This window comes from Streptomyces sp. NPDC102360 (genome assembly GCF_044766085.1).
In the GTDB taxonomy this organism is placed as follows: Bacteria; Actinomycetota; Actinomycetes; order Streptomycetales; family Streptomycetaceae; genus Streptomyces.
Genome location: NZ_JBIWLG010000001.1, coordinates 1,847,960 through 1,871,676 on the forward strand (window position 1 = coordinate 1,847,960; position 23,717 = coordinate 1,871,676).

A 23,717-nucleotide genomic window follows, 5' to 3' on the forward strand; every position below is an offset into this window, starting at 1 on the left:
TGCGGGCGTTCACGTGGAACGGGTGGTGGTCTTGAGGCCGAGCGCCTTCAGGTCGGGCATCGTGCCCTCCTGCGCGGCGCGCACGGCGGACAGCAGCGACCCGGAGCCGGCGCCCGCGCGGGCGAAGGCGTCCTGCATGACATAGCCGGTCGCGGTCATGCGCGGGCCCCACACCCAGCCGTCGCGGATCTTGTGGGCCTCGTCCTCGAAGAGCCGGTAGATGTCCTGGCCGCCGTAGTAGGCCTCGTCGAACGCCTTGCTGCCGACCGGGACCAGATCGCTCACGGTCGGGTACTGGCTGCTGGCACCGCTGGACAGGCGGGCCTTGAGGGCGTCGGGGTGCGAGACCTGCCACTCGATGAACTCCATGGCGGCCTCGGGGTTTTTGCTGTCCTTCGTGACGGCGAACGTGGAGCCGCCATGGGTGCCGAGGGACGGCTTGTCCGGTGTCCACTGGGGCAGCGGCGCGATGCGCCACTGGCCCTTCTGCTCGGGGCGCGCGTTCATCTGCGCGCCCGCGTCCCAGGCCCCGCTGAGCCGGGTCAGCACCAGACCCGTCCCGATCTGGGCGTCGGCGATGCGGGCGCTGGAGGCGTTGGTGTACACGAGTTTCTCGTCGATGAGGCGCTGCCAGTACGCGGCGACCTTCCGGGTCGGGGCGTCCGCCATGGAGACGTTCCATGCGCCGTGCGAGGTGTCGAACCACTGGGCGCCCGCCTGGCAGGACCAGGCGGCGAACTGCGTCATCCCGTCGGTGGGGAACAGCGTGAGCCTGCGCCCGCCGCCCGTACGCCGCACCTTGCGAGCCAGGTCCGTGAACTCGTCCCAGGTGGCAGGGATGTCGAAGCCGTACTTGTCGAAGAGGTCCTTGCGGTAGTGCATCACCATCGGCTCGATGTCCAGCGGCACGCTGTGGGTGTGCCCCTCGAACGTGGTCAGGCCGAGCGCCTGCGGAAGCAGCTTGCGGCGCAGCTTGTCGCTGATGAGCCCGGTGATGTCGCGCGTGACACCGTCGATGGCGAAGCCCGGCAGCTGGGGGTACTCGATGGTGGCGACATCAGGGGCGTTGCCCGCGCGCGCCGCGTTGCTCAGTTTCAGATAGCCGCCCTGCGTGCCGGACGGCACCTGCTGGTAGTCGACCTGGATGTGGTCGTGCGTCTTGTTGAACTCGTCCACCACTTCCTGGCTGCCGCGAAGGGCGGACCAGAAGGTGATGGTCGTCTTGCCTGTCCTGCTTGAGCTAGAGCTTGCCGACGACGCGCTGTCGTTCCCGCTGCAGGCGCCAAGGGCGCCCGTCAGGGGCAGCGCGGTGATCGCGGCGAGCACCGATCGACGGCTCTGTCGACCAGGCATGGGCGCCTCCCGCGGCTCCTGCGTGTTCGAGTCACGGGAATCCTGATCGGTTCACGGGATGCGGTCAATAGATCGATCAGAAGAAAATGAAACGATCAAACGCTCAGTGTGCGGCGGGAGTTGAGGGCAGGGGTTCGCGATACGGGGCGGAACGGGTGGAACCGCGCACCTTCAGCGTCGGCAACAGCTCGGCCCGGTGTGCGGGGCCGCCGGCTCCCGCACCCCGGCTCAGGCGCCGCAGCAGTAGGTCGGCCGCCGCCCGGCCGACCTCCGCCTTCGGCGGGGACACGGCCGTCAGGGGAGTGCTGCCGAGCCCGGCGACCACGTCGTCGTACGCGATCGCGGAGCAGTCCTCCGGGACGCGCACGCCCGCGTCGCGCAGCGACTGGACGAGCATCAGCGCGTCGACGTCGCCGTGCAGCAGGGCGCCCGTGGCCCCCAACTCGTCCAGCAGAGAGGGGAGGTGGAGAGGGGACGCGGCCTCCGTCTCCGGCTCGGGGACGGCCCCGGGGGAGCTGAGGGCCACTGCCCACTTGTCGACCTGCGGATGGGCCGCCGCGATCTCGCTGAACGCGGCCCGCACCGCGCGCGCCGTCGGACTGTCGTCGCGCGCCGCGAGCACGATACGGCGGTGGCCGAGGCCGGTGAGGTGCTCGACGGCGAGGTGCACGCCGTACCAGTGGTCGGTGCACACGGTGTCCACGGCATGCAGCGCGCTGCCCCTGCGCGGCCTGCGCTCCATCACCACCGTGGGTACGTCCACCCGCGCGAGCCAGGCGTAGTCGGCCTCCTCGGTGGCGAGGCTGCGCCAGCGCGGGGCGATGAGCAGCCCGCGGACCCCGTCCGCGAGCGCCCGCTCCACGAGGGGCTGTTCAGCGCCCGGCGCCGCGGGGGCGATGTGCAGGGCGATCCGGACCCCGGCCTCCTCGAACGCGGTGCGGGCGCCGTGCAACATCTCGTACAGATACGCGTGTCGTTCGGGGACGACGACGGCGACGGGGCCGCCGTCCTGGCCGAGGTCGGGGGCCGGCGCCCGGCTTGCGCCCTGGTCCTGCCGCTGGTCGTGGCCCTCGTCCTGCTCCGGCAGGATTGGGCGGGCGATGCCGTGGCCGCGGCGCAACTTGCCGGCGCGCGCGAGTTCCTCCACGTCGCGGCGGAGCGTCACCACCGACACCGCGAGCTCCGTGGCCAGATCGCTGACCCGCGTCGCGCCGCGCGCCTGCACGGCGGCGAGGATTCGCTGCCGCCTGAGATCGACCGGTTCGCGCATGCTGGTGGCCCCCTCGTGTCCCGCTGGTCCCGCTGTTCGTTTGAGCGTTTTGCTGAACGCTTCGGCCGAGCATAACCAGCGGGCGGCGTCGGACGTCAGCCCTCCGCGAGATTCGGCTCCGGCGGTACGTGATCGAGGACGATGCCGAAGTGCTGGTCGTAGGCCTCGAGGACGGAGGCGTCGGTGGGCAGCTCGGTGAGCGTGCGCTCGCCGTCGACGGTGGCCGTGAGCGTATGACCGCTGAGGGTGATCCGGCCGTCCTCGGTGAGCAGTGAACAGACAAGGGACTGGGTGAAGTGGGAGGCGGGGGAGGTGCGGTGGTACCAGGCGCCCGCCTCGAAGTCCCGCAGTGCGCGCGGGCGTTGCTCGAGCAGATACTGCGAGTCGACGCCCCGCAGGACAAGGAGGTCGCCCTCCGCCGCGCCCTCGACCGCATCCGCGTCGGCGTCCTCGATCCGGAACACCCCGCCCGGATCGGGCTGTTCGCCCCGCTCGTCGAAGGCCAGTGGATAGTGGGTGTGCGTGCCGAATCCGACGTCCGCGAGCCACGTCGTCCCCTCGGCCGTTCCTACGCGCAGCGCCATGTGGTCGTACGGGATGCCGAGCCGGCCGTCCTTGCCCGCGACCCGCGCCTGGAGCGGCGTCACCTCGAAACCGAGGCCGGAGAGCAGGGCGCCGAACGCGCCGTTGAGCTCGTAGCAGAAGCCCCCGCGGCCGCGGTCCACCACCTTGGCGACCAGCGCGTCGGCGTCGAGGACGATCTCCTCGCGAAGGTGCACGGAGAGGTTCTCGAACGGTACGGCGCGCAGGTGCGCCAGGTGCAGTGTGCGCAACGCGTCCGCGGACGGCGCCGAGGGGCGGTCGGCGCGGATGCGGTTCAGGTAGGCGTCGATGAGGTGGTGGTCCATGACGCCAGTGTCACCGACGCACAACGCACGGCCCGGGTCACCCGTTCTTCCGCGCCGGTGACCGGATCACGGGCGCGACGGGCAACTCCAGCACGCTGTTGCCGACGAACCCGGTCGGCTGGCGCAGTTCCTCTTCCGGGGTGGCGAGCGCGAGGTCGGGGAAGCGCCCGAACAGGCGCTCCAGGGCGATGGTCGACTCCAGGCGGGCCAGCGGGGCGCCCACGCAGTAGTGGGCGCCGTGACCGAGCGAGAGGTGACGGTTCTTCGCCGCGCGCCGGACGTCGAACCGGTCGGCGTCCGGGCCGTGGGCCGACGGGTCGCGGCCCGCGCCCGAGTAGCCCGCGAGCACCGGGGTGCCCTTGGGTATCACCGTGCCGTCGACGACGAGGTCCCGCTTCGGGTACCGGAACGGGAAGTAGCTGACCGGGGTGTCCCAGCGCAGCGTCTCCTCCACGACGTCGGACCAGGTGGCCTCCCCGGCCCGTACGAGGGCCAGTTGCTCGGGGTGGGAGCACAGCGCGCGCACGGCGTTCGTGATCAGGTTCAGCGTCGTCTCGTGCCCCGCGACGACGAACAGCATCAGCGTGCCGATCAGCTCTTCCTCGGCGAGCCGGTCGCCGTCGGCCTCGCGGGCCGCGAGCAGCGCGCTGGTGAGATCGTCGCCCGGCGCCTCGGTCCGGGCAGCGGCGATCCGCGTGAGGATGCCGACCATCTCCCGGTTGGCGGCGAGGGCCGCCTCGGGCGTGATGTGCGTCGACACGATCTGGCTCGACAGATGGTGCAGGCGCCCCCGGAACTCCTCGTCCACGCCGAACAGTTCACAGATGACGCCCATGGGCAGCGGCATGGCGAAGTGCGCGCGCAGATCGGCCGTGCCGCCGCCCGCCGCGGCGGCAGCGGCGAGGTCGTCGAGCAGTTGCCCGGTCAGCTCCTCGATGCGCGGGCGCAGTTCCTCGACCCGCCGCGCCGTGAACGCCCGGCTCACCAGGGACCGCAGCCGCCGGTGGTCCGCGCCGTCGACGGTGGTCATGCCGCGCACCGTCGCGAACGTGCGCAGCGGCCAGCCCTCGGGTATCCGGCCCTCGGCGAGCTCCGTGAAGTGCCGGGGGTCCTTGCCGACGTCGGGGTGCGCCAGGAACTCCCGCAGCGCGTCGTGGCCCAGGATGAGCATCCCCGGCACCTCCCCGGGCAGCACCACGGGGGTGACGGCGCCCCGGGCGCGCAGCCGCAGGTTCCGCGCGTGCGGACAGCCGCCCGCCGGGTCGATGCGGTGCGGCTGGTCCGAGGAGACATTCGAGGAGACAGCGGTCATGTCGAGCTCCTTGCAAGCCGGAGAAGTGGCGATGCACCGGAACACGCCCGACACACCCGATGCGGATCACGCCCGATGCTAGGGCGACTCGGCCTCCAGGCCCAGACCGTAGATCCGCTCCAGCAGCCACGCCTCATTGCCCGCTAGACCCGCCCTGCTCAGTGCCTCGTCGGCCTCGGCGATCGGCACGGTGAGCACCGCCGCCGTGGTGGGTGGCTCGGATGCGGAGAGCGCCGCGCGTGCCGTGTGCATGAGCCGCAGGCAGGCCTGCGCCGCGGCCAACTCGGGGTTCATGGTCAGCTGTCCGTGGTTCCTGGTCCCGTTCATGACTCCACTCTTGCGCATGGGTCTGACAATCCCGCCGAGCCGGCGCGGGACTACCCTCGGGAAGATCAACCCGTTGGAGAGGAGGGTCCCGCTCTTGTCGTCCCCACTCGCGTTCTCCCTGTTCGACCCGGACGCCGGGCAAGGCCTGCGCCAGCTCGCCGAGTTGGGCCTCGCCCTGGTGCTCTCCACGCTGATCGGGGCGGAGCGCGCCGTTCAGCAGAAGAGCGCGGGGCTGCGCACGCACACCCTCGTCGGCGTGGGGAGCGCGCTGTTCATGGAGGTGTCGCAGCACGGGTTCAACTCCGTGCTCGGCATGGACAGCGTGTCGTTCGACCCGTCCCGCGTCGCCGCGCAGATCGTCTCCGGCATCGGCTTCATCGGCGGCGGCCTCATCTTCGTGCGGCGCGACGCGGTGCGCGGACTGACCACCGCGGCGACCGTCTGGCTGACCTGCGCCATAGGGATGGCCTGCGGTGGCGGTCTGCCGCTGCTCGCGTTCGCCGCGACCGCCTGTCACTTCCTGGTCGTCCGCGGCTACCCCTGGCTGACGCGGCGCGTGCCGGCCCTGGCCACGGAGCGGCGCTCGGGCCTGCACCTCGCCTACCGGGTCGGTTCCAGCGTCCTCACCCGCGTCCTGGAGGAGTGCACGAGCCGCGGGTTCCGGGTCGTCGAGCTGCGCAACGACAGCGCCGACTGGGAGCCGGGCCGCGGCCGGAGCGGGACGATGGCCGTACGCATGGAGATCGAGGGTGCGTCCGACGTGCCGCAACTCGTGGCCGTGCTCGCGGAGTTGGATGGCGTGCTGGACGTGGCGTCGCTGGCGGCGGCGCCGGACGAGTAGCCCTCCCTCCGGGAGGCAGGCGCGCCGTCCTACGTGTCCGCCCCGTGCCACGACCGCCACAGCGCCGCGTACGCACCGTCCGCCGCCACCAGTTCCGCGTGCGGGCCGAGTTCGGTCAGCCGACCGTCCTCCATGACAGCCACCCGGTCCGCGTCGTGCGCCGTGTGCAGGCGGTGGGCGACGGCGATGACCGTGCGGCCGTGCAGCACCGCCGCGAGGGCCCGTTCGGTGTGGCGGGCCGTGGTCGGGTCGAGCAGGGCGGTCGCCTCGTCGAGGACCACGGTGTGCGGGTCCGCGAGCACCACGCGGGCCAGCGCCAGCTGCTGCGCCCGCGGACCTTCGAGGCGCAGGCCGCCGGCGCCGAGTTCGGTGTCCAGACCTTGGGGGAGTGCGTCCGCCCAGTCGGCGCCGACCGCCGCGAGCGCCGCGCTCAGGTCCGCGTCGTCCGCCTCGGGCGCCGCGATGCGGAGGTTGTCGCGGACCGAGCCGAGGAACACATGGTGCTCCTGCGTGACCAGGACGATGTGACGGCGCAGCTGTTCGGGCGCCAGCGCAGTGACCGGGACGCCGCCGACGCCGACCGTCCCGGTGCGCGGCGCGTCGATCGCCGCGATGAGCTTGCTCAGCGTGGTCTTGCCCGCCCCGGACGGGCCGACCACGGCGAGCCGCTCGCCCGCCCGCACGGTCAGGTCCACCCCGTGGACGACATCGCCGCCGCCCTCGTACGCGTAGTGGACCGAGCGCAGTTGGATGGTGTCGCCGGACGGGCCGACCGCCTCGTGCGCGGGCGCGCGTGATGCCGCACCGCCGATGCCCTCGACGCGGGCGAACGAGGCGCCGCTGCTCTGCAGTTGCTCCACCCAGAACAGGATCGCGTCCAGCGGCCCCGACAACTGGCGCAGATACAGGGCGCACGTGACGATCGCACCGAGGCTCGGGCCGCCGTGCGCGTGCAGGGTGCCGCCGACGAGGAGGACGGCGGCGACCGGCAGGGCGTACGAGAAGTCGACCGAGGGAAACAGCACGCTACGTAGGGACAGGGTGCGCATGCGCGTGCGGTAGCTGTGCCGGATGCCACGCTCGCACGCCTGGATGCGCTGCTCCTGGAGACGGAAGGCCTCGACGGTGCGGGCCCCCGACGCCGTCGCCGCGAGCTGCTCGGCGAGGTGCGAGTCCGCCTCGCCCTGGGCGAGATATGCGGTGCGGGCCCGGCGCAGATACCAGCGCACCGCCACCGGGATGCCCGCCAGGCAGCACAGGGACACCAGGCCGAGCACGGGCTCGACCACGATGACGGCGCCCGCGAGGAACATCACCTGCGCGGCCGACACGAACACGTCGGGACCCGCGTCGCGCAGCGCGCTCGCGACGGCCGCCACGTCGTTCGTTCCCCGGTTCGTGAGGTCGCCGGGTCCCGCCCGGTCGACCACGGAGGCGGGCAGCCCGAGTGCCCGGTCCACGAACCGGTCCCGCACCCGCGCCGCGGTCCGCTCCCCGAACCGGTGCCCCACCAGGCGCGCCCAGCGCAGGAGCAGGAGTTGGGCCACCGCGCAGCACAGGATCACCAGAGCCGCCCGGTCGACGTGCGCCACACTCGTGCCGCCCCGCACATCGTCGACGATCCGGCCGAGCAGCCAGGGCCCGACGATCCCGGCGCACGCCGCGAGGCAGTTCAGAACCAGCGTCGAGGCGAAGGCCCGCCGGTCGGCACGGACGAGTTCGAGCGCGGCGCGGCGCACGGCGGCCCGGCCGGCGACGGGGAGCGAGGCGTGGGGAGTGCTCATGACTCGGCTCCTGCCGGGAGGAGGTGGCCGGATGGGGCCATCGGCGTCCGCCCCAGGCCGACGGCCTCGGCGCGCCTGGGCTTTGGAGGCGCGCAGGGGATCGCTCTGTGGCCGGCGACGGGTCGTGTTCCGTGCACCGCACTCATGACTCGGCTCCCGCCGCGGGCACGGCACCCGGTTCCGGGACGGCTTCCGTGCCCCGACCCACCAGGCGCCGGTACTCCTCGTCGCGGGCCAGCAGTTCGCGGTGGCCGCCTGTGGAGCGGACCGCCCCGTCGTGCAGGAAGCACACCTCGTCCGCACGGTCGAGCAGGAGCGGGGACGTGCCCGTGACGACCGTGGTGCGGCCGCTTCGCGCCGCCCGTAGCCGGTCCGCGGCGCGCGCCTCCGTGTGGGCGTCGAGGGCCGATGTCGGTTCGACGGCGAGGAGGATCTCGGGCTCCGCGTGCAACGCCCGTGCCAGCCGGAGCCGTTGACGCTGGCCGCCCGACAGGTTGCGCCCCTGGGCAAGGAGCGCGCCGTCCGGCAGATCGTCCGCCGCGGCCGCGTGCAGCGCGGCCGTCACTGCCCCGTCGTCCGGGGTGTCCCGGCCCGCGACCGCCTCCCGCACCGTCCCCGCGAACAGGTCCGCATCGGGCGCCACGAGCAGGATCCGGCGCCGCACCTCTGCCAGGTCGACCGCCTCCAACGCGGCATCACCCCAGGTGGCCGGCGTCGGTGCGAAGCGGCCCAGCCGGTCGACCACGGCCTCGGCCTCGCCGGCCCGCGCCGACACCAGCGCCGTGAGCCGCCCCGGTGCCGCCGTCACCCCGGACACCGGATCGTGCAGCGCCGCGCCCTCCGGCGGACCCGGAACGGGGGAGCGGCATTCGCCCGACTCCGGCTCGAGGGACAGGAACCGCAGCACCCGCCGCGCCGCGACGAGCCCGCGCCCCAAGTCGTAGCCACCCTCGATGAACGCCTCGACGGGCACGACCAGCATCGCCACATACCCGTACACGGCCACCAACTCGCCGATGGAGAGCTCCCCCTGGGCCGCCAACCGGGCACCGAGCCACGTCACCACGGCGAGGAAGACCGCGGGAAGGCCGACGGCGAGCGCCTGGATCCAGCTGATCACGCGCGCCACCCGGTAGCCCTCCGCGCGCAGCCCGGCCGAGTCCCGCCACAGCCGGTCCGCGTACACGTCCTTTCCGCCGAGCCCGGCGAGCACCCCGAGACCGCCGACGAGGTCGGCGAGCCGCGACGCCAGCACCCCCTGCCGTTCCCGGTAGCCGGACTCGGTGCCCTGGAGCCGCGTGAGCAGCGGCCCGAGCGCGCCGGCGAGCAGCGGCACGCCCAGCAGGATCACCGCCGCGAGCAGCCCCGAGATCGACAGGAGCAGCCCGGCCACCACCGCGTACGCGACGACCGCGCCGACGCCGGGGCCCGCGATCGTCAGCGTCTGGCTGATGCGCTGGACGTCGCCGACGCCGATGGTGACGACCTCACCCGCCGCGACGCGCCGCGGCAGCGCGGCCCCGAGCGCGGTGGCGTGCCGTGTGACGAGCCGCGTCGTACGGAACGTGGCGTCAAGGCGCACCCGCGTCATCGTGCGGTGCCGCATGATCGCGAGCCACGCGTTGACCGCGCCGAGGACGACGAGGGCGCCGCACCACCCGTACAGGGCACGGGAGTCGCCGGGCCGCAGCCCGTCGTCGACGGCGCGCGACAGGATGTAGGGCGGGAGTGCGAGCCCCACCATCCACAGGCTGCCGAACAGCGCGCCCGCGGCGACGCGGCCGCGTTGGCGCGCGATCAGCCATCCCAAGTAGCGGGCCGGTCCGCGCAGTTCCGGGACACCGGGATCGACGACCGAGGGCCCCTCGCCGGGCAGGTCCGTGGTGGTGTCACTCATTGACGCACTCTATGTGGCGCGTCGGAGCCCCCGGTGGCTCACCTGCGGGTCAGCTGCAGCCGCAGGCCGCGCGGCATCAGCGTCAGCCGCTCCGTGATCGCGAGCCGGTAGTCGGGCTCGGGCCGCAGATCGTAGCGGCGCAGCAGCAGGCCGAGCACCAGCGTGGCCTCGTGCAGCGCGAACTGGCGGCCGATGCAGGCGCGGGCGCCGGTGCCGAACGGCTTGAAGACGTGGCCGGGCCGGGCGCGGACCGCCTGCGGCGTGAACCGCTCCGGGTCGAAGGCTTCCGGGTTCTCGCCCCACGCGGCCGTGTCACGGTGCAGCATCGTCGTCAGGACCAGCGCCCACGCGCCGCGCCGCATCGGATGCGTGCCCCCGAGCGTCGTGTCCGCGAGCGCCTCGCGCGCGAACGCCGGCGCCGTCGGCCACAGCCGCAGCGACTCGTCCAACACCCGCCGCAGATAACGCAACTTGGCGACCTGCTCGTACGCGGGCACATCGACGTCGCCCCAGACACGGTCGACCTCGTCGCGCGCCTTGGCGAGGATCTCGGGGTTCTGGGCGAGGTAGTGCAGCGCGAAGGAGAGCGCGCCCGACGTCGTCTCGTGCCCGGCCACCAGGAACGTGATGACCTGGCGGCGGATGTTCTCCGGTGACAGCCGCTCGCCGGTCTCCGGATGTGTCACCTCCAGCATCCGGTCGAGGAGGTCGCCGGGCCCGCCGTCGGAGGCGCGGCGCGCCGCGATCACCTCGTCGACCGTGCTGTTGAGATACGCGCGGTCCGCCGCGTTGCGCTGCTCGGCGCCGCGCAGCAGCACGGACGACAGGAGCGGAGGCACCACGTTGCGGCGCTGTGCGAAGGTCAGGGCGCCGACCATGGCTGTGACGAACGGATGCGGGCGCTCGCGCTCGAACGATCCGAAGTCGTGCCCGAACCCGGTCCGGGAGATCGTCTCCAGGGTCAGCTTGGTCATGTCGGCGGGCACGTCCACCGTGCGGCCCGCGGCCTCGCTCGCGTCCCAGGAGGCCATCAGCTGCCCCGCCACGTCCAGCATCAGCGGGTGGTAGCCCGCCATCGCGTCGCGGCTGAAGCCCGGGGCCAGGATGTCGTGCGCGAGCTGCCAGTTGGGCTCGTGGTTGTACGCGGTGAACAGGCCGTCGCCTGCCATCGGACGCAGATTCGCGACGCCGAGCCCGACGTGCTTGGCGAACCGCGACTCGTCGGCCAGCTCCGCCGCGAGGTCCGCGCCCGCGACGAACACGATCTCCTTGCCGAACCCCTTGCGCCGGAAGATCGGCCCGAGTTCGGCGGCGAGCTTCATCGAATCCTGCAACGGGGAGCGGACGTTCGCGCCGACCACATCGCCGATGAACGGGACCCGGCGGGACGGACGCGGGATGCGGTCCAGGCGCGGCCAGCCCTGCTCGGCACTGCGAAATCCTCGCGGCAGCGGGGGTCCCGCGGCCTGTGTCACCTGCGCCATCGTGCCCATCTCCCTTGCGTCGATGCCCCGTTGGAGCACCTCGCGCACACTGTTAGACGTGGATTCAATAACGCGGCACAGTCTGATCCTGTTATTGAACTCACGTCAAGTAAGCGGCGGTGTGTCCAGTAGGGTGCGCCCCATGAACAGGGAGCGAGGGGGAGTGTCGGCGCCGGCGGAACGCACCCGGCGCAGACTCAGCACGCACGAACGCCGCGAGCAGCTGCTCGCCGTGGGCGCCAGGCTGTTCGCTCAGGCCCCCTACGGTGACGTATGGATCGAAGAGGTCGCGGAGATCGCCGGCGTCTCGCGCGGGCTGCTGTACCACTACTTCCCGAACAAACGGGACTTCTTCGCCGCCGTCGTGCAGCGCGAGAGCCAGCGCATGCTGCGCCTGACGGCCGCCGTGCCCGGCATCCCCGTCCGCGACCAGCTCGGCACGGGCCTCGACACCTTCCTCGAGTACGTCGCCACGCACGCGCACGGCTTCCGCGCCTTCCATCGTGCGGAGGCGGCGGGCGACCCGGCCGTGCGGGCCGCGTACCAGGAGGGGCTCGCCGCGCACGAGGAGCAGATCATGGCCGCCCTCGCGGCGGACCCGCGCATCGCCGACAACCTCCCCGCTCCGGACGTGCTGCGGCTCGCGGTGCGCGGCTGGCTCGCGTTCCTCGTCGCGGTCTGCCTCGACTGGCTCGACGCCTCCGAACTCACGCGGGAACAGGTGCGGGACCTGTGCGCGCGGGCGCTGGTGGGGGCGATCGGCCTGTGACGGGTGCGGGGCCCGTACCTGCTCCCACGCGGGCCGGCCCCGCGGATGCGCACCCTCGGGGGTCATAAGGGTAACTTGCAAGGCTTCCTGTCTACCTCGTACGGTGGCGGCATGTCAGGAACGCAGTCAGCCGCAGGGGACGAGCCGCCCACCGAGCAGGTCGCCACCGACCTCGCCACCGTCGTCGGCCGGCTCTCGCGCCGACTGCGCACCGCGTCGCCGGACAGCCTGCTCACCCCTACCCAGCGCACCGTCCTCGCCCGCCTGGAGTCCGAGGGGCCCGACACGACCGCGGCGCTCGCGCGCGGCGAGTACGTACGGCCGCAGTCCATGCGGCTCACGCTCGGCGCCCTGGAGGATCAGGGCTTCGTGGCCCGCGAGCCGGACCCGAACGACGGTCGGCAGTCCGTCGTGTCGATCACCGACAGCGGCCGCGCCACCCTGGACGCCGTCCGGGCCGCCAAGCACGGCTGGCTCACCCAGGCGCTCACCGAAGAACTCGACGCCGACGAGCGACGCACCCTCGCCGAGGCCACCGCGCTCCTCGAACGGCTGGTGCGCAAGTGACACAAGGCGTGGGAGATCAAGCCGTCGTCACCGGCGGAGGCGCGGCTCCCGCGCTGCAGGAGGGGTTCAGGGCCCGGCTCACCGCGCCCCTGCTCCTCGGTTCGCTGCTCAACCCGCTCAACACCACGATGATCTCCACCGCTCTGGTGGCCATCGGGCACGACTTCGGGATCGGCGCCGCCGACACGGCCTGGCTGATCTCCGTCCTCTACCTGGCGAGCGCCGTCGCCCAGCCCGTGCTCGGCAAGCTCGCCGACACCCTCGGGCCGCGCCGCGTGTTCCTCGCGGGACTCGTCGTCGTGTGCGTCTCCGGGATCGTCGGCGCGCTCGCCCCCGCCTTCAGCTGGCTCATCGTCTCCCGGCTGCTCCTCGGCATCGGCACCTCCGCCGCCTACCCGGCCGCGATGGCCGTGCTGCGTGACGAGGGCCGCCGGGTGGGCCGCCGCCCGCCGCGCCCCGTCATGGCCCGTCTCTCCTTCGCGGCGCTCGGCAGCGCCGCGGTCGGGCCGACGCTGGGCGGGGTGCTCGTCATGGTCGTCGGCTGGCGCGGCATCTTCGCAGTCAACGTGCCGGTGGCGGCCATCGCGTTCGCCGCCGCCCTGCTGTGGATCCCGCGCGACCCTGCACGCAACACGGACGGTGAACCGGCACCGCGCGCGGCCCTCGACCCTCTCGGGATCGGTCTGTTCACCACGGCCCTGACGGTTCTCGTGTTCTTCCTGCTCGATCTGTCCGACCCCATGTGGTGGCTGCTCGCGCCCTTCGCCGCGCTCAGCGGTGTGCTGGTGTGGTGGCAGCTGCGCAGCAGGGCGCCGTTCATCGACATGCGCATGCTCGCCGAGAACGGCCCGCTGGCCCGCACCTACCTCCGGCACGGCCTGAGCTATCTGCTCATCTACTGCGTGATGTACGGCTTCACCCAGTGGCTGGAGGAGGGGCGCGGCTTCTCCTCCGGTTACACCGGCCTCCTGATGCTGCCGATGTCGCTCACGGCGATGGCGTGCTCCCTGCTCGGTGCCCGCACCAAGGGCATCCGCGCCCCGCTCATCACCGCGTGCGTCCTGCTCACCGCGGGCGCGGGGCTGCTCGTGTTCCTCGACGGCGACACCCCGCTGGCGCTGCTGCTGCTCGCGGGCGCGTGCTTCGGCATCCCGCAGGGGTTCGTCGGCACCTGCAACCAGGCCGCCGTACAGGAGCACGCCCCCGCCGCCGACATCGGCTCCGCCGCGGGGCTCCAGCGCACTGCCCAGTACATCGGCGCCATCACCGCGTCGAGCCTGATCGCCCTCGCGTACGGGCAGCGCGCCAGCGACGGCGGCCTGCACCTGATGGCCGGCGTCTCCGTCGTCCTCGGTGTCCTCCTGGCGGTCCTCACCGTGACGGACCGGGCGCTGCGCAGGAGTTGAGCACGCAATAATGCGCTCCTGAGCTGGTTCAGGAAGCGGGTGGCTGTGGGGTCTGCTGCGGTTGCGCGCGTTCCAGGAAGCGCAGCAGCTCGACCGGGAAGGGCAGCACCAGCGTGGAGTTCTTCTCGGCCGCGACCGCCACCACGGTCTGCAACAGCCGCAGTTGCAGGGCGGCCGGCTGCGTGGACATCTCCTTGGCCGCCTCGGCGAGTTTCTTCGAGGCCTGCAGCTCGGCGTCGGCGTTGATGACACGGGCCCTGCGCTCACGGTCGGCCTCGGCCTGCCGGGCCATCGAGCGCTTCATCGACTCGGGCAGCGACACGTCCTTGATCTCGACCCGGTCGATCTGCACGCCCCAGCCCACGGCCGGGCTGTCGATCATCAACTCCAGGCCCTGGTTGAGCTTCTCGCGGTTGGAGAGCAGATCGTCGAGGTCGCTCTTGCCGATGATGGAGCGCAGCGACGTCTGCGCCATCTGGGAGACGGCGAACTGGTAGTCCTCGACCTGGACCAGCGCGTTCGCCGCGTCGACGACCTTGAAATAGATGACGGCGTCCACCCGCACCGTCACGTTGTCCCGCGTGATGCCGTCCTGTGCGGGCACCGGCATCGTCACGATCTGCATGTTGACCTTACGGAGCCGGTCCACGAACGGCACGACCATCGTGAACCCCGGCTCACGCACGCTCCCGGCCAGCCGCCCGAGACGGAACACGACGCCGCGCTCGTACTGCTTCACCACGCGGGCCGCGGCCGCCGCGTACACCAGCAGGACGCAGAGCAGCGCCACGCCCGCGATCGTGAGTTCCTGGACCATGACGACACCCCCAGGTGTCCGAGTCCTCCGCATAGTCAACGATATGCCCGGTGTGCTGGTGCAGTCGAGGGGTACGTACGGTCCACGGGACCACGGCTCATTCCGCGTCGTGGAAGACGAGCCCCAGCGTGTGGCGCCGCCCCGAGCGGACCGTGCTCACGCCGTGCCGCATCGGGCCCTTCGACCAGCCGCGTACCGAGCGCACCGGCCGGTCACGCGTCGTGAACACCAGGACGTGCCCCTGGAGCAACGTGGTCGAGTAGCCGCGGGACTGGGCGCGCGCCCGCTGCTCCGTCATCAGGAACTCGCCGCCGGTGAAGTCGCCGCCCGGCTCGTCCAGGCCGATCACGACCTGCAGCGGGAGCCTCGGATAGAACGCCGCGCGCAGCTCCTGTACGAGCGCGGGCAGCGGGTGATCGAAGTATCGGTACTGGCCACGGCCGAACCGGTAGCGCTCCATGTCGATCGTCGACCGGAACCGGTGCACGTCGTCGTAGAGCGCGGCGACGGACCGGCACTCCTCGGCGGTGAGCACCGGTCGAGGGGTGAGGGCATGGCCGAACGCGTCGAGCTCGGTACTCAATGCGGCCCAGTCGAGGGCCTCCACGCGGGCCTGCGGGGCGGTGGTGGTGCGGGTCATCGCTGTGCATCTCCCCAGGTGGGCGGTAGCGGCCAGAACCCCAGCCTCGTCCGCTCCGGCACGGCATACTGGCGGCAATCGGACGCGGTGTTCGGTGCGGTAATGTGTCCGCTCCGTGCAGCACCGCGAGGGAACGAGGAGGTGAGTCCGATCACCGTTGTGTCAGGTCGGGAGCTCCCTTCTCGCGCCGTACGCGCCGCCCGCTCGCGCTGAGCGAATCCGCGGCCGTCCGGTGACCGGGAGCCCCCTCGGCATCCCGAGAGGCCACCCCTAAATGCCGCTTTCCCCGTCGACCGACTCACCCCTTCCGCTCGATTCCACGTCCGTGGTCGAGTCCCTGCGCGCCGCCGGCTGCGTCTTCGCCGAGGACGAGGCGCGCATCCTGCTGTCCACCGCCCGCGACGCCGCCGAACTGGCCGCCCTGGTCGAGCGCCGCGCGAGCGGTCTGCCCCTGGAACACGTCGTCGGCTGGGCCGAATTCTGCGGGCTGCGGGTCGCCGTCGACCCGAACGTCTTCGTGCCGCGCCGCCGCACCGAGTTCCTGGCCCGGCAAGCCCGCACCCACACGCCGCCCGGCGCCGTCGTCGTCGACCTGTGCTGCGGCACGGGCGCCGTGGCCGCCGTCCTGGCCGCCCGCCGCCCGGCCCGGCTGCACGCGGCCGACCTCGACCCCGCGGCCGTGCGCTGCGCCCGCCGCAATCTCGCCCCGCTCGGCGGCGACGTCCACGAAGGCGACCTGTACGCACCGCTGCCCGCCGACCTCAGGGGCCGCGTCGACACCCTGGTGGCGAACGGGCCCTACGTCCCCACCGGCGACGTCCCGCTGCTGCCGCCCGAGGCGCGCGACCACGAGCGGCGCCTCGCCCTCGACGGCGGGCACGACGGCCTCGATGTGCTGCGCAGGGTCGCGGGCGAGGCCCCGGACTGGCTCGCGCCCGGTGGGCACCTCTTCGTCGAGACGAGCGAGCGCCAGGCCGCCGCGGCACAGGCCGCCGTCCGCTCGGCGGGCCTGCACGCACGCGTGGTCACGAACGAGGACCTGTACGCCACGATCGTCGTCGGTACACGCATCTCCTGACCTCGGGGTTTGACCCGACGCGTCGCCGGTACCCGCAAGATCCGGACACCGGCGACGCAGAGGGAGCAGCCACCATGACCGACACGACTCCCGTCCACGGCTACGCCCCCACAGTGGTGGGCGTCGCCCTCAGCGACTGCACGCCACAGGACGCCGACACGGTCCTGCGCGTGCTGTCCACGGCCTTCCCCTCGGACCGCGCGCCATCCGAGCGCCCCGACGGCGACGCGACGGTCTGGCTCGCCACGGTGGACGCCGCGTCCGATCACGCGCCCGGCGAGGCGGGGTCCTTGTCCGAGACGGTCTCCGCGGATCTCCAGGGGGGCCACGAAGCGCTGGACCGCGTGTGCGCGGCGCTGACATCCGCGTTCACCGTCACCGAGGAGACCGCCGCCTCCGGCGACCAGGAACAGGAGCTGCATCTGCGCCTGACGACACGGCACTGACCGGGGGACGACCACGCGGCACCGACCGGGAATTCGGCGTGGGGCAGCGGGCGTTCGGCTGGAAGACCCTGCCCAGGACCGCACCGCCCGCGTGAAAGACTCTGCCTCCATGACGAACACCGCGCCGACCCCGGCCTCCGCAGTGCTGCACTACACCGCGTTCTCGACGAGCCCGGACGGCGGCAACGGCGCCGGCGTCGTGCTCGACGCGGCCGGGCTCGGCGACCACGAGATGGTGGGGATCGCCGCAGACCTCGGCTACTCGGAGTCCGCGTTCCTGACGCCGGGACGCGACCCGCAGGACAAGCGGTCCTTCACGCTGCGGTACTTCAGCCCCAAGGCCGAGGTCGACTTCTGCGGCCACGCCACCGTCGCCGCCGCGGTGGCACTCGGCGAGCAATTCGGCACGGGGGACTTCGAGTTCCACACCGCCGCGGGCCGCGTGCCGGTCGCCGTCCACCGCGAGGACGGCGTCCTCAAGGCCACCCTCACCAGCGTGGAACCACGCGTGCACGAGGTGGCCCGGGAGGACGTGGAGCAGGCGCTCGCCGCGCTGGGCTGGCAGGCCGGCGAACTGGACCCCGGCCTGCCGCCGAGGATCGCCTTCGCGGGCGTGCGCCACCTGGTCCTCGCGGCCGCCACCCGTGACCGGCTGGCCGATCTCGACTACGACTTCGACGCCCTGCTGACCCTCATGCGCCGGCTCGACCTGACGACCGTGCAACTGGTGTGGCGCGAGAACGCGAGCACCTTCCATGTGCGCGATCCGTTCCCGGTCGGCGGCGTCGTGGAGGACGCCGCCACGGGCGCGGCGGCCGCCGCCTTCGGCGCGTACGCCCGCGAACTGGGCCTCGTCCCCGACGACGCGCACCTGACGCTGCACCAGGGCCACGACATGGGCCGCCCGTCGCTGCTGGAGGTCGACCTGCGGGCGGGGGACCGGCGGGTACGGGTGTCCGGGGCCGCCGTCCGCCTCCAGTGCTAATCTTTCGCAGGCCGTGCGAGAGAACGAGGAGGTGGTACCCGTGAACGAATCGACATGGGTGCTCCCCTTCGGGGTCACGGTCGGGCGATAGGTCGTCGTCCGGGAGCGCCGTATCCGAGCTCTCCCGAAAGGCACGACCGTGCACTTCACTTCTGAAAGACACCTCACCGCTGAACAAGGCCTCGACGACGGTGTCCTCGAGCGCGAATTCACCCTCGGTGACATCCCCGGCCTCCTGTGGACGCCCGCATCCGCGTCGGCGTCCACACCGGTCCCGCTGATCCTGCTGGGCCACCCCGCGCTCGGGCTGCACAAGATGTACCCCCGGCTCGTGGGCCGGGCCCGGAGCGCGGCGGCGCAGGGTTTCGCCGCCGCGACCATCGAGCTCCCCGGGAGCGGTGACCGGCCCCGGCTTCCCGCCCTCGACCAGGCACGCGCCGACCTGCGCCGGACCTTGCAGGCCGGCGAGCCGGTCGGCGACGAGATCATCGACGCCGTCGTCCTCCCGCTCGTCGAGCGGGCGGTTCCGGAATGGCGGGCCGCGCTGGACGCTCTGCTCGCGCTGCCCGAGATCGGCGGCCCGGTCGCGTACTCGGGCGGAGTGATCTCCATCGGCGTCCGCCTCGCGGTGGCCGAGCCGCGCATCGTGGCCGCAGGCCTCTTCGCCGGGAGCTTCGTGCCCCGCGCCATCCTCGAAGAGGCCCGCCAGGTCACCATTCCGCTGCACGTCCTGCTGCAGTGGGACGACGAGGGCAACGACCGGCAGGCGGCCCTGGACCTGTTCGACGCCTTCGGCTCCAAGGAGAAGACGCTGCTTGCCAACATGGGCGGGCACACAGGCGTCCCGCAGTCCGCGGGGGAGGACGCGGCCCGGTTCTACGCCCGGCATCTGAGCTAGGGCCTGTCCGCGAGCGACAGGGCCTCGTCACGTCCCGTAGGAGACGTGCACGTCTCGGAAGCCCAAGGACCGCAGCAGTCCGCGCAGCATGTCCGTCGTGTTGCGCTCGGCGCGGCCCGTGAGGTTGCTGTCCCGTGCGGCCTCCCCGATGTGCCGGGCGGCGAGTTGGCGTACTGCCCGCTCGTCGCCCGGGTTGTCGGAGAAGAGGTCGCCGAGCCGGTCGAGCAGACCGCGCTGCTTCGCCACGGCGTACGAGCGGTCCGTGTCGAGCGTGGGCGAGGCGAGCCGGGCGTGCGGCAGGCGCAGCGTCGCGGACGTGCGCTTGTCGTTCACCCGCACATCGCCTGGGCCGAGCTTGCCCAGGTTCACGTACGCGTTGACCGTGCCCGCGCCGATGTACAGCGTGCGCGTGCCCTGGATGGCGTCCGGCAGGTACTTGGAGTCCTTGTCCAGGTCGACCACCACCTGGTAGTTCCCGGCCGCGGCGTCGTAACGGCTCATGTCCCGCACGGACTTGAGCAGTGCGGGTCCCGAGCGGTCGTGCGTCTCGGTGCCGAACACGTCGGAGAGCCGGTGCACCATGCTCAGCCCGGCGAGCACGACCGCGAGCAAGACGAACAGCACGAGTGCGGCCTTCGTCCACAGGGGGAGTCGCGCGGCCCGCGCCCACCGGGGCAGTGCGGTCCTCGGCGTCATGGGGGACCTCCTTCCCATGACTACCAAATGCCACGGGGAGCGCTGATCATGCCCTTTTCAGGAATCCGCGAACCGCCGTACGTACCGCTTCTGCCACGGCGTCTCAACCGCCCCACGCGCGTAGTGCTCGCGTACGTAGCTGACGGCCCCGCCCGCCGGTACTCCGTCCAGCACCGCTAGACACGCGAGCGCCGTCCCCGTACGACCGCGGCCGCCTGCGCACGCCACTTCCACCCGCTCGTGTGCGCACCGCCGCCACGCCTCGGCGAGTACGGCACGCGCGCGTGCACGGTCGGCGGGCAGGCGGAAGTCGGGCCAGCGCAGCCACGTCGACTCCCAGTCCGTGGGCGGGGGTTCAGCGCCCAGGAGGTAGATGCCGTACGTGGGCGGGGGACCGGCGGGCAGCGGATCGCGCAGCCCCCTGCCGCGTACGAGCAGCCCCGATGGCAGCCGCAGCACGCCAGGCGCCCCGGCCTCCCACGTCTCGGCCGTCACCGCGCGTCCTTCGCCGACGACAGCAGGAACGCCGCCATCCTGCGCGCCCGTCCGAAGGCGTCCGGGAACACATCCAGGCCGTCCGAGACCAGGGCGCCCTCGTGCAGCAGCATCAGGGAACGCCCCAACTCCCTTGCGGAGTCCGGCGCCACGTCCGACGCGAGCCGGGTGAAAAGCTCCAGCATCCACCGCTTCTGACCGGTGATCACCGCGTACGCGGGGTGCGCGGGGTCGCTGATCTCCGCGTGCGCGTTGACCATGCTGCAGCCCTTGCCGCTGTTGTCGCGCATCCACTCCTCGGAGGCGTCGAAGACGGCCAGCACCCGGTCGGTGGGCGAGAGTTCGGCGTCCTCGTGGTGATGGGCGAGGTAGGCGCGCCAGCGGGCGTCGCGGGTCGCCAGGTAGTCGACGACGATCTGCTCCTTGGAGCCGAAGCGATCGTAGAGCGTCTTCTTCGTGACGCCCGACTCCGCCGCGATCAGGTCGACGCCGACGGCGTGGATGCCGCGCTCGTAGAACAGCCGCGAGGCGGTCTCCAGGACCTTGCGCGCGGCCGGTGTGAGGTCGGGCCGGTCCGGGTCGACGGCCGGCGGGGCGGGGTTCGTCGTCGTATGCATGCCTCAAGGGTATACCGATCTGTATAGTGGTGTCAGGTATACCGATCTGTATACCTCTGCCGTTGAAGTCGATCATGTGAGGCGGTGGCCGCGCCATGAACGTCCTTTTGTCCATCGGATTCGTCCTGACCTGGAGCTCCGGCTTCATCGGAGCCAAGCTCGGCGCCGACGACGCGAGCGCCGTGACCACGCTGATGTGGCGGTTCCTGCCGCTGGCGCCGGCCCTGGGCGCCGTCGCGCTGGTGGCGGGCAGGAAGCGGTGGCGCGGGCTCGGCGGGCGCACGATCGGGCGGCAGGTCGTCGTCGGCGCCCTCTCGCAGAGCGGCTACCTCCTGACCGTCTACTACGCCATCCAGCTCGGCGTCTCCAGCGGCACGACCGCCCTCATCGACGGCACCCAGCCCCTGGTTGCAGGCGCCCTGGCCGGGCCCCTGCTGCGGCAGTACGTCACCGCGCGGCAGTGGCTCGGTCTGTGCCTGGGCCTTGCCGGGGTCGTCGTCGTCACCACGGCCGACGCGGGCGCCGTCTCCGGTGTCCCGTGGTGGGCCTACGGCGTCCCGTTCCTCGGCATGCTGTCGCTGGTCGCGGCCACCTTTGTGGAGAGCCGCTCGCGCACCCGGGTCGAGCCGCTGGTCGCGCTCACCGTGCACTGCGCCACGAGCGCCGTCGTCTTCACGGGCCTCGCCGTCGCGCTCGGCAGGGCCGCGCCGCCCGCCGCGCCGTCCTTCTGGCTGTCGATCGCCTGGCTCGTCGGCCTGTCGACGTTCGGCGGCTACGGCCTCTACTGGATCGTGCTGCGCCGTGGCGGCCTCACCCAGGTCAATACGCTGATGTTCCTCATGGCACCCGTCACCGCCGTGTGGGGCGCGCTGATGTTCGGCGAGCCCTTCGGGGTGCGCACCGCGCTGGGGCTCGTCCTCGGTCTCGCGGCCGTCGTGGTCGTGCGGCTCGGCACGCGCGCGTACCCGCTACGAAGTGGTGCTGACAAGGTGGCGGTTGGGGAGCACCGCCGCGTCGGCCAGCTCCGGGACCTCCACCACGGTGACGCCCGCTGACGCGAGCACTCCGATCCCGTCGGCGCCGGGCACGAACGTGTCCGGCTCCCGCCACGCCGTCACCACGCGGCGCACCCCCGCGTCGACGATGAGCCGGGCGCACGGCTTCGGCCGCGAGGCCCGGTGGGCGCACGGCTCCAGGCTGCTGTAGACGGTGGCCGTGGCGAGGCGCGGGTCGTCGGCGGCTAGCTTTCCGAGCGCGGACTCCTCGGCGTGCACCACCGGGTCCTCGCCCTCGCGCGAGTAGCCGCGCGCCAGCTCCGTTCCGTCGTCCGCGACGACCACGGCGCCGACGCTGAACGCGGTCCGCGACGGCGGGCACTCGGCGGCCAGTTCGCAGGCCAGCCGCAGCCAGTGCCGGTCCGCCGCGGTGGCCGCTTCCGCGGCGCCGGGGACGGTCGGCGCGTACCGGGTGACGATCACGTCCCCGACCCGCTCCGAGCCGAGCACCCGCATCCGGCTGCGCGGCCCGCCGGGATAGGAGCCGGGCCCGAACAGGCGCGGCGCGCCCGGCTCACCCACCACCAACGGGGCGATGGCGAGCCGTAGTTCGTCCGCGAGCCCCAGTTGCAGCAGCTGCGTGTGCACGCGCGCGCCGCCCTCGACGAGCAGCCGCCGCACACCCCGCGTGGCGAGGTCGTCGAGGAGCGCCGCCCAGTCGAGATGCAGGCCCAGCTCCACGACGTCCGCCGCGCCGCCCACGCGCGTGCGCGCGAGCCGGGAGCCGGACTCGGTCGTGTAGACGAGGCGTTCGCCACCCGTCGTCCAGAACGGGTCACCCGGATCCAGGTCCCCCGACGCGGTGACCGCCACCTTCAACGGGTAGGCGGGCCGCCCGTCCTCGACCCGCTTCGCGCGCCGCCGCGGGGAGTTGACCAGCAGCCGGGGCCGGTCCGCGCGCAGCGTCCCCGCCCCGACGAGGATCGCGTCGCTGGCCGCCCGCACCGCGTCCACCCGCTCGAAGTCCTCCGCGCCGGACAGCAGCAGCCGCTCGGGACCGGAGTCGTCGAGGCACCCGTCGAGCGAGACCGCGGCGGACAGCAACACGTGGGGGCGGGACATGGCGACTCCGTGACCGGGCGGAACGTACGCGCAGAGCCTATCGAGGCTCCGGCGGTGTGCCGTCCCCGAAGGGGCGCCCGCCCAGCTTCTCGCGGCCGTGCGGGGTCGGCCAGCCGGACGGGTCGGGGCCGAGCGGCACGATCCGCGTGGGGTTGATGCCGGTGTGCACCTGGTAGTAGTGCCGCTTGATGTGGTCGAAGTCGACCGTGTCCCCGAAGCCGGGCGTCTGGAACAGATCCCGCGCGTACGCCCACAGGACCGGGTCCTCGGCCAGCTTGTTGCGGTTGCACTTGAAGTGGCCGTGGTAGACGGCGTCGAAGCGGACCAGCGTCGTGAACAGCCGGACGTCCGCCTCCGTGATCGTGTCGCCGACGAGGTAACGCTGCCCGGAAAGCCGCTGCGCCACCGTGTCGAGCCGCGCGAACACGTCCCGGTACGCCTCCTCGTACGCGTCCTGCTCGCTCGCGAACCCGGCCCGGTACACGCCGTTGTTCACGTCCCGGTAGACGCCCTCCATGACCTCGTCGATCTCGTCGCGCAGCGGCTCCGGATACAGATCCGGCGCGCCGGACCTGTGCAGCGCCGTCCACTCGGTCTCCAGGTCCAGGGTCAGCTGCTGGTAGTCGTTGGTGACGAGCTTCCCGGACGGTACGTCGACGATCGCCGGCACGCTGACGCCGCCCGGATATCCGGTCTCCCGCGCGTCGTAGGCCTCACTGAGGTAGCGGATCCCGAGCACCGGGTCGCGGTCGTCCGGGTCGAGGGTGAAGCGCCAACTGCGGTCGTCCTGGATCGGGTCGGTGACCGCGAGCGACAGGGCGTCCTCCAGGCCCAGGAGGCGCCGCACCACCAGGGCGCGGCTCGCCCAGGGGCAGGCCCTGCTTACGACGAGCCGGTAACGGCCCGCCTCCACGGGCCAGCCGTCGCGGCCGTCGGCGGTGATCCGGTCGGTGAAATGACTGCGGGAGCGCTTGAAGGCCTTCTTGCCGTACGAGGCGTTGCCGGGCACG

General features: G+C 72.5%; 24 protein-coding genes. 9 read left to right on the forward strand and 15 right to left on the reverse strand.

Features of this window, described 5'->3' with window-relative positions; all coding sequences use genetic code 11:
- Positions 1 to 9: 9 nt before the first annotated feature.
- From ACIRHA_RS08470 to ACIRHA_RS08490, 5 genes are all read right to left on the reverse strand, one after another.
- Positions 10 to 1,353, reverse strand: a complete 1,344-nt coding sequence (locus ACIRHA_RS08470; protein ID WP_403841467.1) for an ABC transporter substrate-binding protein — start codon at positions 1,351 to 1,353, stop codon at positions 10 to 12.
- 103 nt (positions 1,354 to 1,456) lie between these two features.
- Positions 1,457 to 2,623 (reverse strand): substrate-binding domain-containing protein, encoded by a 1,167-nt coding sequence (locus ACIRHA_RS08475; RefSeq protein WP_403841470.1) that lies wholly within the window; start codon positions 2,621 to 2,623, stop codon positions 1,457 to 1,459.
- A 95-nt stretch (positions 2,624 to 2,718) separates the two neighbouring features.
- Positions 2,719 to 3,531: an arylamine N-acetyltransferase gene (locus tag ACIRHA_RS08480; protein ID WP_403841472.1), complete on the reverse strand. Its 813-nt coding sequence runs from the start codon at positions 3,529 to 3,531 to the stop codon at positions 2,719 to 2,721.
- 37 nt (positions 3,532 to 3,568) lie between these two features.
- The gene (locus tag ACIRHA_RS08485; protein ID WP_403841475.1) at positions 3,569 to 4,843 is read right to left on the reverse strand and encodes a cytochrome P450; all 1,275 of its coding nucleotides are present in this window, start codon (positions 4,841 to 4,843) and stop codon (positions 3,569 to 3,571) included.
- 78 nt (positions 4,844 to 4,921) lie between these two features.
- On the reverse strand, positions 4,922 to 5,170 hold the full coding sequence (locus tag ACIRHA_RS08490) for a hypothetical protein (protein WP_403841478.1): 249 nt from the start codon (positions 5,168 to 5,170) through the stop codon (positions 4,922 to 4,924).
- 94 nt (positions 5,171 to 5,264) lie between these two features.
- Between ACIRHA_RS08490 and ACIRHA_RS08495 the strand changes: the two genes are divergently transcribed.
- Complete coding sequence (locus ACIRHA_RS08495) at positions 5,265 to 6,011, forward strand: MgtC/SapB family protein (protein ID WP_403841481.1); 747 nt, start codon at positions 5,265 to 5,267, stop codon at positions 6,009 to 6,011.
- A 29-nt stretch (positions 6,012 to 6,040) separates the two neighbouring features.
- Here the strand turns inward: ACIRHA_RS08495 and ACIRHA_RS08500 are convergent, their stop codons facing one another.
- The 3 genes from ACIRHA_RS08500 to ACIRHA_RS08510 all read right to left on the reverse strand — a co-directional run bounded on the left by ACIRHA_RS08500 (position 6,041) and on the right by ACIRHA_RS08510 (position 11,176).
- Positions 6,041 to 7,795, reverse strand: a complete 1,755-nt coding sequence (locus tag ACIRHA_RS08500; RefSeq protein WP_403841483.1) for an ABC transporter ATP-binding protein — start codon at positions 7,793 to 7,795, stop codon at positions 6,041 to 6,043.
- A 142-nt stretch (positions 7,796 to 7,937) separates the two neighbouring features.
- Positions 7,938 to 9,692 (reverse strand): ABC transporter transmembrane domain-containing protein, encoded by a 1,755-nt coding sequence (locus ACIRHA_RS08505; protein ID WP_403841485.1) that lies wholly within the window; start codon positions 9,690 to 9,692, stop codon positions 7,938 to 7,940.
- 38 nt (positions 9,693 to 9,730) lie between these two features.
- Positions 9,731 to 11,176 carry a cytochrome P450 gene (locus ACIRHA_RS08510; RefSeq protein WP_403841488.1) on the reverse strand — a complete coding sequence of 482 codons (1,446 nt, stop codon included), beginning with the start codon at positions 11,174 to 11,176 and terminating at the stop codon, positions 9,731 to 9,733.
- Between the two features lie 142 nt (positions 11,177 to 11,318).
- On the opposite strand from ACIRHA_RS08510, the gene ACIRHA_RS08515 reads away from it, so the two are divergent.
- The 3 genes from ACIRHA_RS08515 to ACIRHA_RS08525 all read left to right on the forward strand — a co-directional run bounded on the left by ACIRHA_RS08515 (position 11,319) and on the right by ACIRHA_RS08525 (position 13,918).
- Positions 11,319 to 11,945 (forward strand): TetR/AcrR family transcriptional regulator, encoded by a 627-nt coding sequence (locus ACIRHA_RS08515; protein ID WP_403841491.1) that lies wholly within the window; start codon positions 11,319 to 11,321, stop codon positions 11,943 to 11,945.
- 111 nt (positions 11,946 to 12,056) lie between these two features.
- The gene (locus ACIRHA_RS08520; RefSeq protein ID WP_403841494.1) at positions 12,057 to 12,512 is read left to right on the forward strand and encodes a MarR family winged helix-turn-helix transcriptional regulator; all 456 of its coding nucleotides are present in this window, start codon (positions 12,057 to 12,059) and stop codon (positions 12,510 to 12,512) included.
- An 8-nt stretch (positions 12,513 to 12,520) separates the two neighbouring features.
- Positions 12,521 to 13,918 (forward strand): MFS transporter, encoded by a 1,398-nt coding sequence (locus ACIRHA_RS08525; RefSeq protein ID WP_403841497.1) that lies wholly within the window; start codon positions 12,521 to 12,523, stop codon positions 13,916 to 13,918.
- A 28-nt stretch (positions 13,919 to 13,946) separates the two neighbouring features.
- Here the strand turns inward: ACIRHA_RS08525 and ACIRHA_RS08530 are convergent, their stop codons facing one another.
- Entirely contained in the window at positions 13,947 to 14,735 is a 789-nt protein-coding gene (locus ACIRHA_RS08530; protein WP_403841500.1) for a slipin family protein, read from the reverse strand.
- 97 nt (positions 14,736 to 14,832) lie between these two features.
- Positions 14,833 to 15,375 (reverse strand): 2OG-Fe(II) oxygenase, encoded by a 543-nt coding sequence (locus tag ACIRHA_RS08535; RefSeq protein ID WP_403841502.1) that lies wholly within the window; start codon positions 15,373 to 15,375, stop codon positions 14,833 to 14,835.
- Positions 15,376 to 15,649: 274 nt separating this feature from the next.
- On the opposite strand from ACIRHA_RS08535, the gene ACIRHA_RS08540 reads away from it, so the two are divergent.
- From ACIRHA_RS08540 to ACIRHA_RS08555, 4 genes are all read left to right on the forward strand, one after another.
- A complete protein-coding gene (locus ACIRHA_RS08540; protein WP_403841504.1) occupies positions 15,650 to 16,453 on the forward strand; it encodes a putative protein N(5)-glutamine methyltransferase in 804 nt (267 codons plus the stop codon).
- A gap of 74 nt (positions 16,454 to 16,527) precedes the next feature.
- Positions 16,528 to 16,899 (forward strand): hypothetical protein, encoded by a 372-nt coding sequence (locus ACIRHA_RS08545; protein WP_403841507.1) that lies wholly within the window; start codon positions 16,528 to 16,530, stop codon positions 16,897 to 16,899.
- Between the two features lie 109 nt (positions 16,900 to 17,008).
- Positions 17,009 to 17,884 (forward strand): PhzF family phenazine biosynthesis protein, encoded by an 876-nt coding sequence (locus tag ACIRHA_RS08550; protein ID WP_403841510.1) that lies wholly within the window; start codon positions 17,009 to 17,011, stop codon positions 17,882 to 17,884.
- A 139-nt stretch (positions 17,885 to 18,023) separates the two neighbouring features.
- Complete coding sequence (locus ACIRHA_RS08555) at positions 18,024 to 18,782, forward strand: alpha/beta hydrolase (protein ID WP_403841512.1); 759 nt, start codon at positions 18,024 to 18,026, stop codon at positions 18,780 to 18,782.
- 27 nt (positions 18,783 to 18,809) lie between these two features.
- On the opposite strand, the gene ACIRHA_RS08560 is transcribed toward ACIRHA_RS08555, so the two are convergent.
- The 3 genes from ACIRHA_RS08560 to ACIRHA_RS08570 are packed head-to-tail and all read right to left on the reverse strand — an operon-like array spanning position 18,810 to position 20,590.
- Positions 18,810 to 19,478, reverse strand: coding sequence for a DUF4230 domain-containing protein (locus ACIRHA_RS08560; RefSeq protein WP_403841514.1), 669 nt, complete (start codon positions 19,476 to 19,478; stop codon positions 18,810 to 18,812).
- Positions 19,479 to 19,535: 57 nt separating this feature from the next.
- Positions 19,536 to 19,973: a protein-tyrosine phosphatase family protein gene (locus ACIRHA_RS08565; protein ID WP_403841516.1), complete on the reverse strand. Its 438-nt coding sequence runs from the start codon at positions 19,971 to 19,973 to the stop codon at positions 19,536 to 19,538.
- Positions 19,970 to 20,590, reverse strand: coding sequence for a TetR/AcrR family transcriptional regulator (locus ACIRHA_RS08570; protein ID WP_403841518.1), 621 nt, complete (start codon positions 20,588 to 20,590; stop codon positions 19,970 to 19,972). Before ACIRHA_RS08570 ends, ACIRHA_RS08565 begins: the two co-directional genes overlap by 4 nt.
- Positions 20,591 to 20,685: 95 nt before the next feature.
- On the opposite strand from ACIRHA_RS08570, the gene ACIRHA_RS08575 reads away from it, so the two are divergent.
- Complete coding sequence (locus ACIRHA_RS08575) at positions 20,686 to 21,645, forward strand: DMT family transporter (protein WP_403841520.1); 960 nt, start codon at positions 20,686 to 20,688, stop codon at positions 21,643 to 21,645.
- Here the strand turns inward: ACIRHA_RS08575 and ACIRHA_RS08580 are convergent.
- Together ACIRHA_RS08580 and ACIRHA_RS08585 are read right to left on the reverse strand one after the other, a co-directional pair.
- Complete coding sequence (locus ACIRHA_RS08580) at positions 21,559 to 22,707, reverse strand: dihydrofolate reductase family protein (RefSeq protein WP_403841523.1); 1,149 nt, start codon at positions 22,705 to 22,707, stop codon at positions 21,559 to 21,561. The two genes, ACIRHA_RS08575 and ACIRHA_RS08580, sit on opposite strands and share 87 nt — an antisense overlap.
- A gap of 37 nt (positions 22,708 to 22,744) precedes the next feature.
- Entirely contained in the window at positions 22,745 to 23,716 is a 972-nt protein-coding gene (locus tag ACIRHA_RS08585) for a glutathione S-transferase family protein (protein ID WP_403841525.1), read from the reverse strand.
- Position 23,717: the final 1 nt, after the last annotated feature.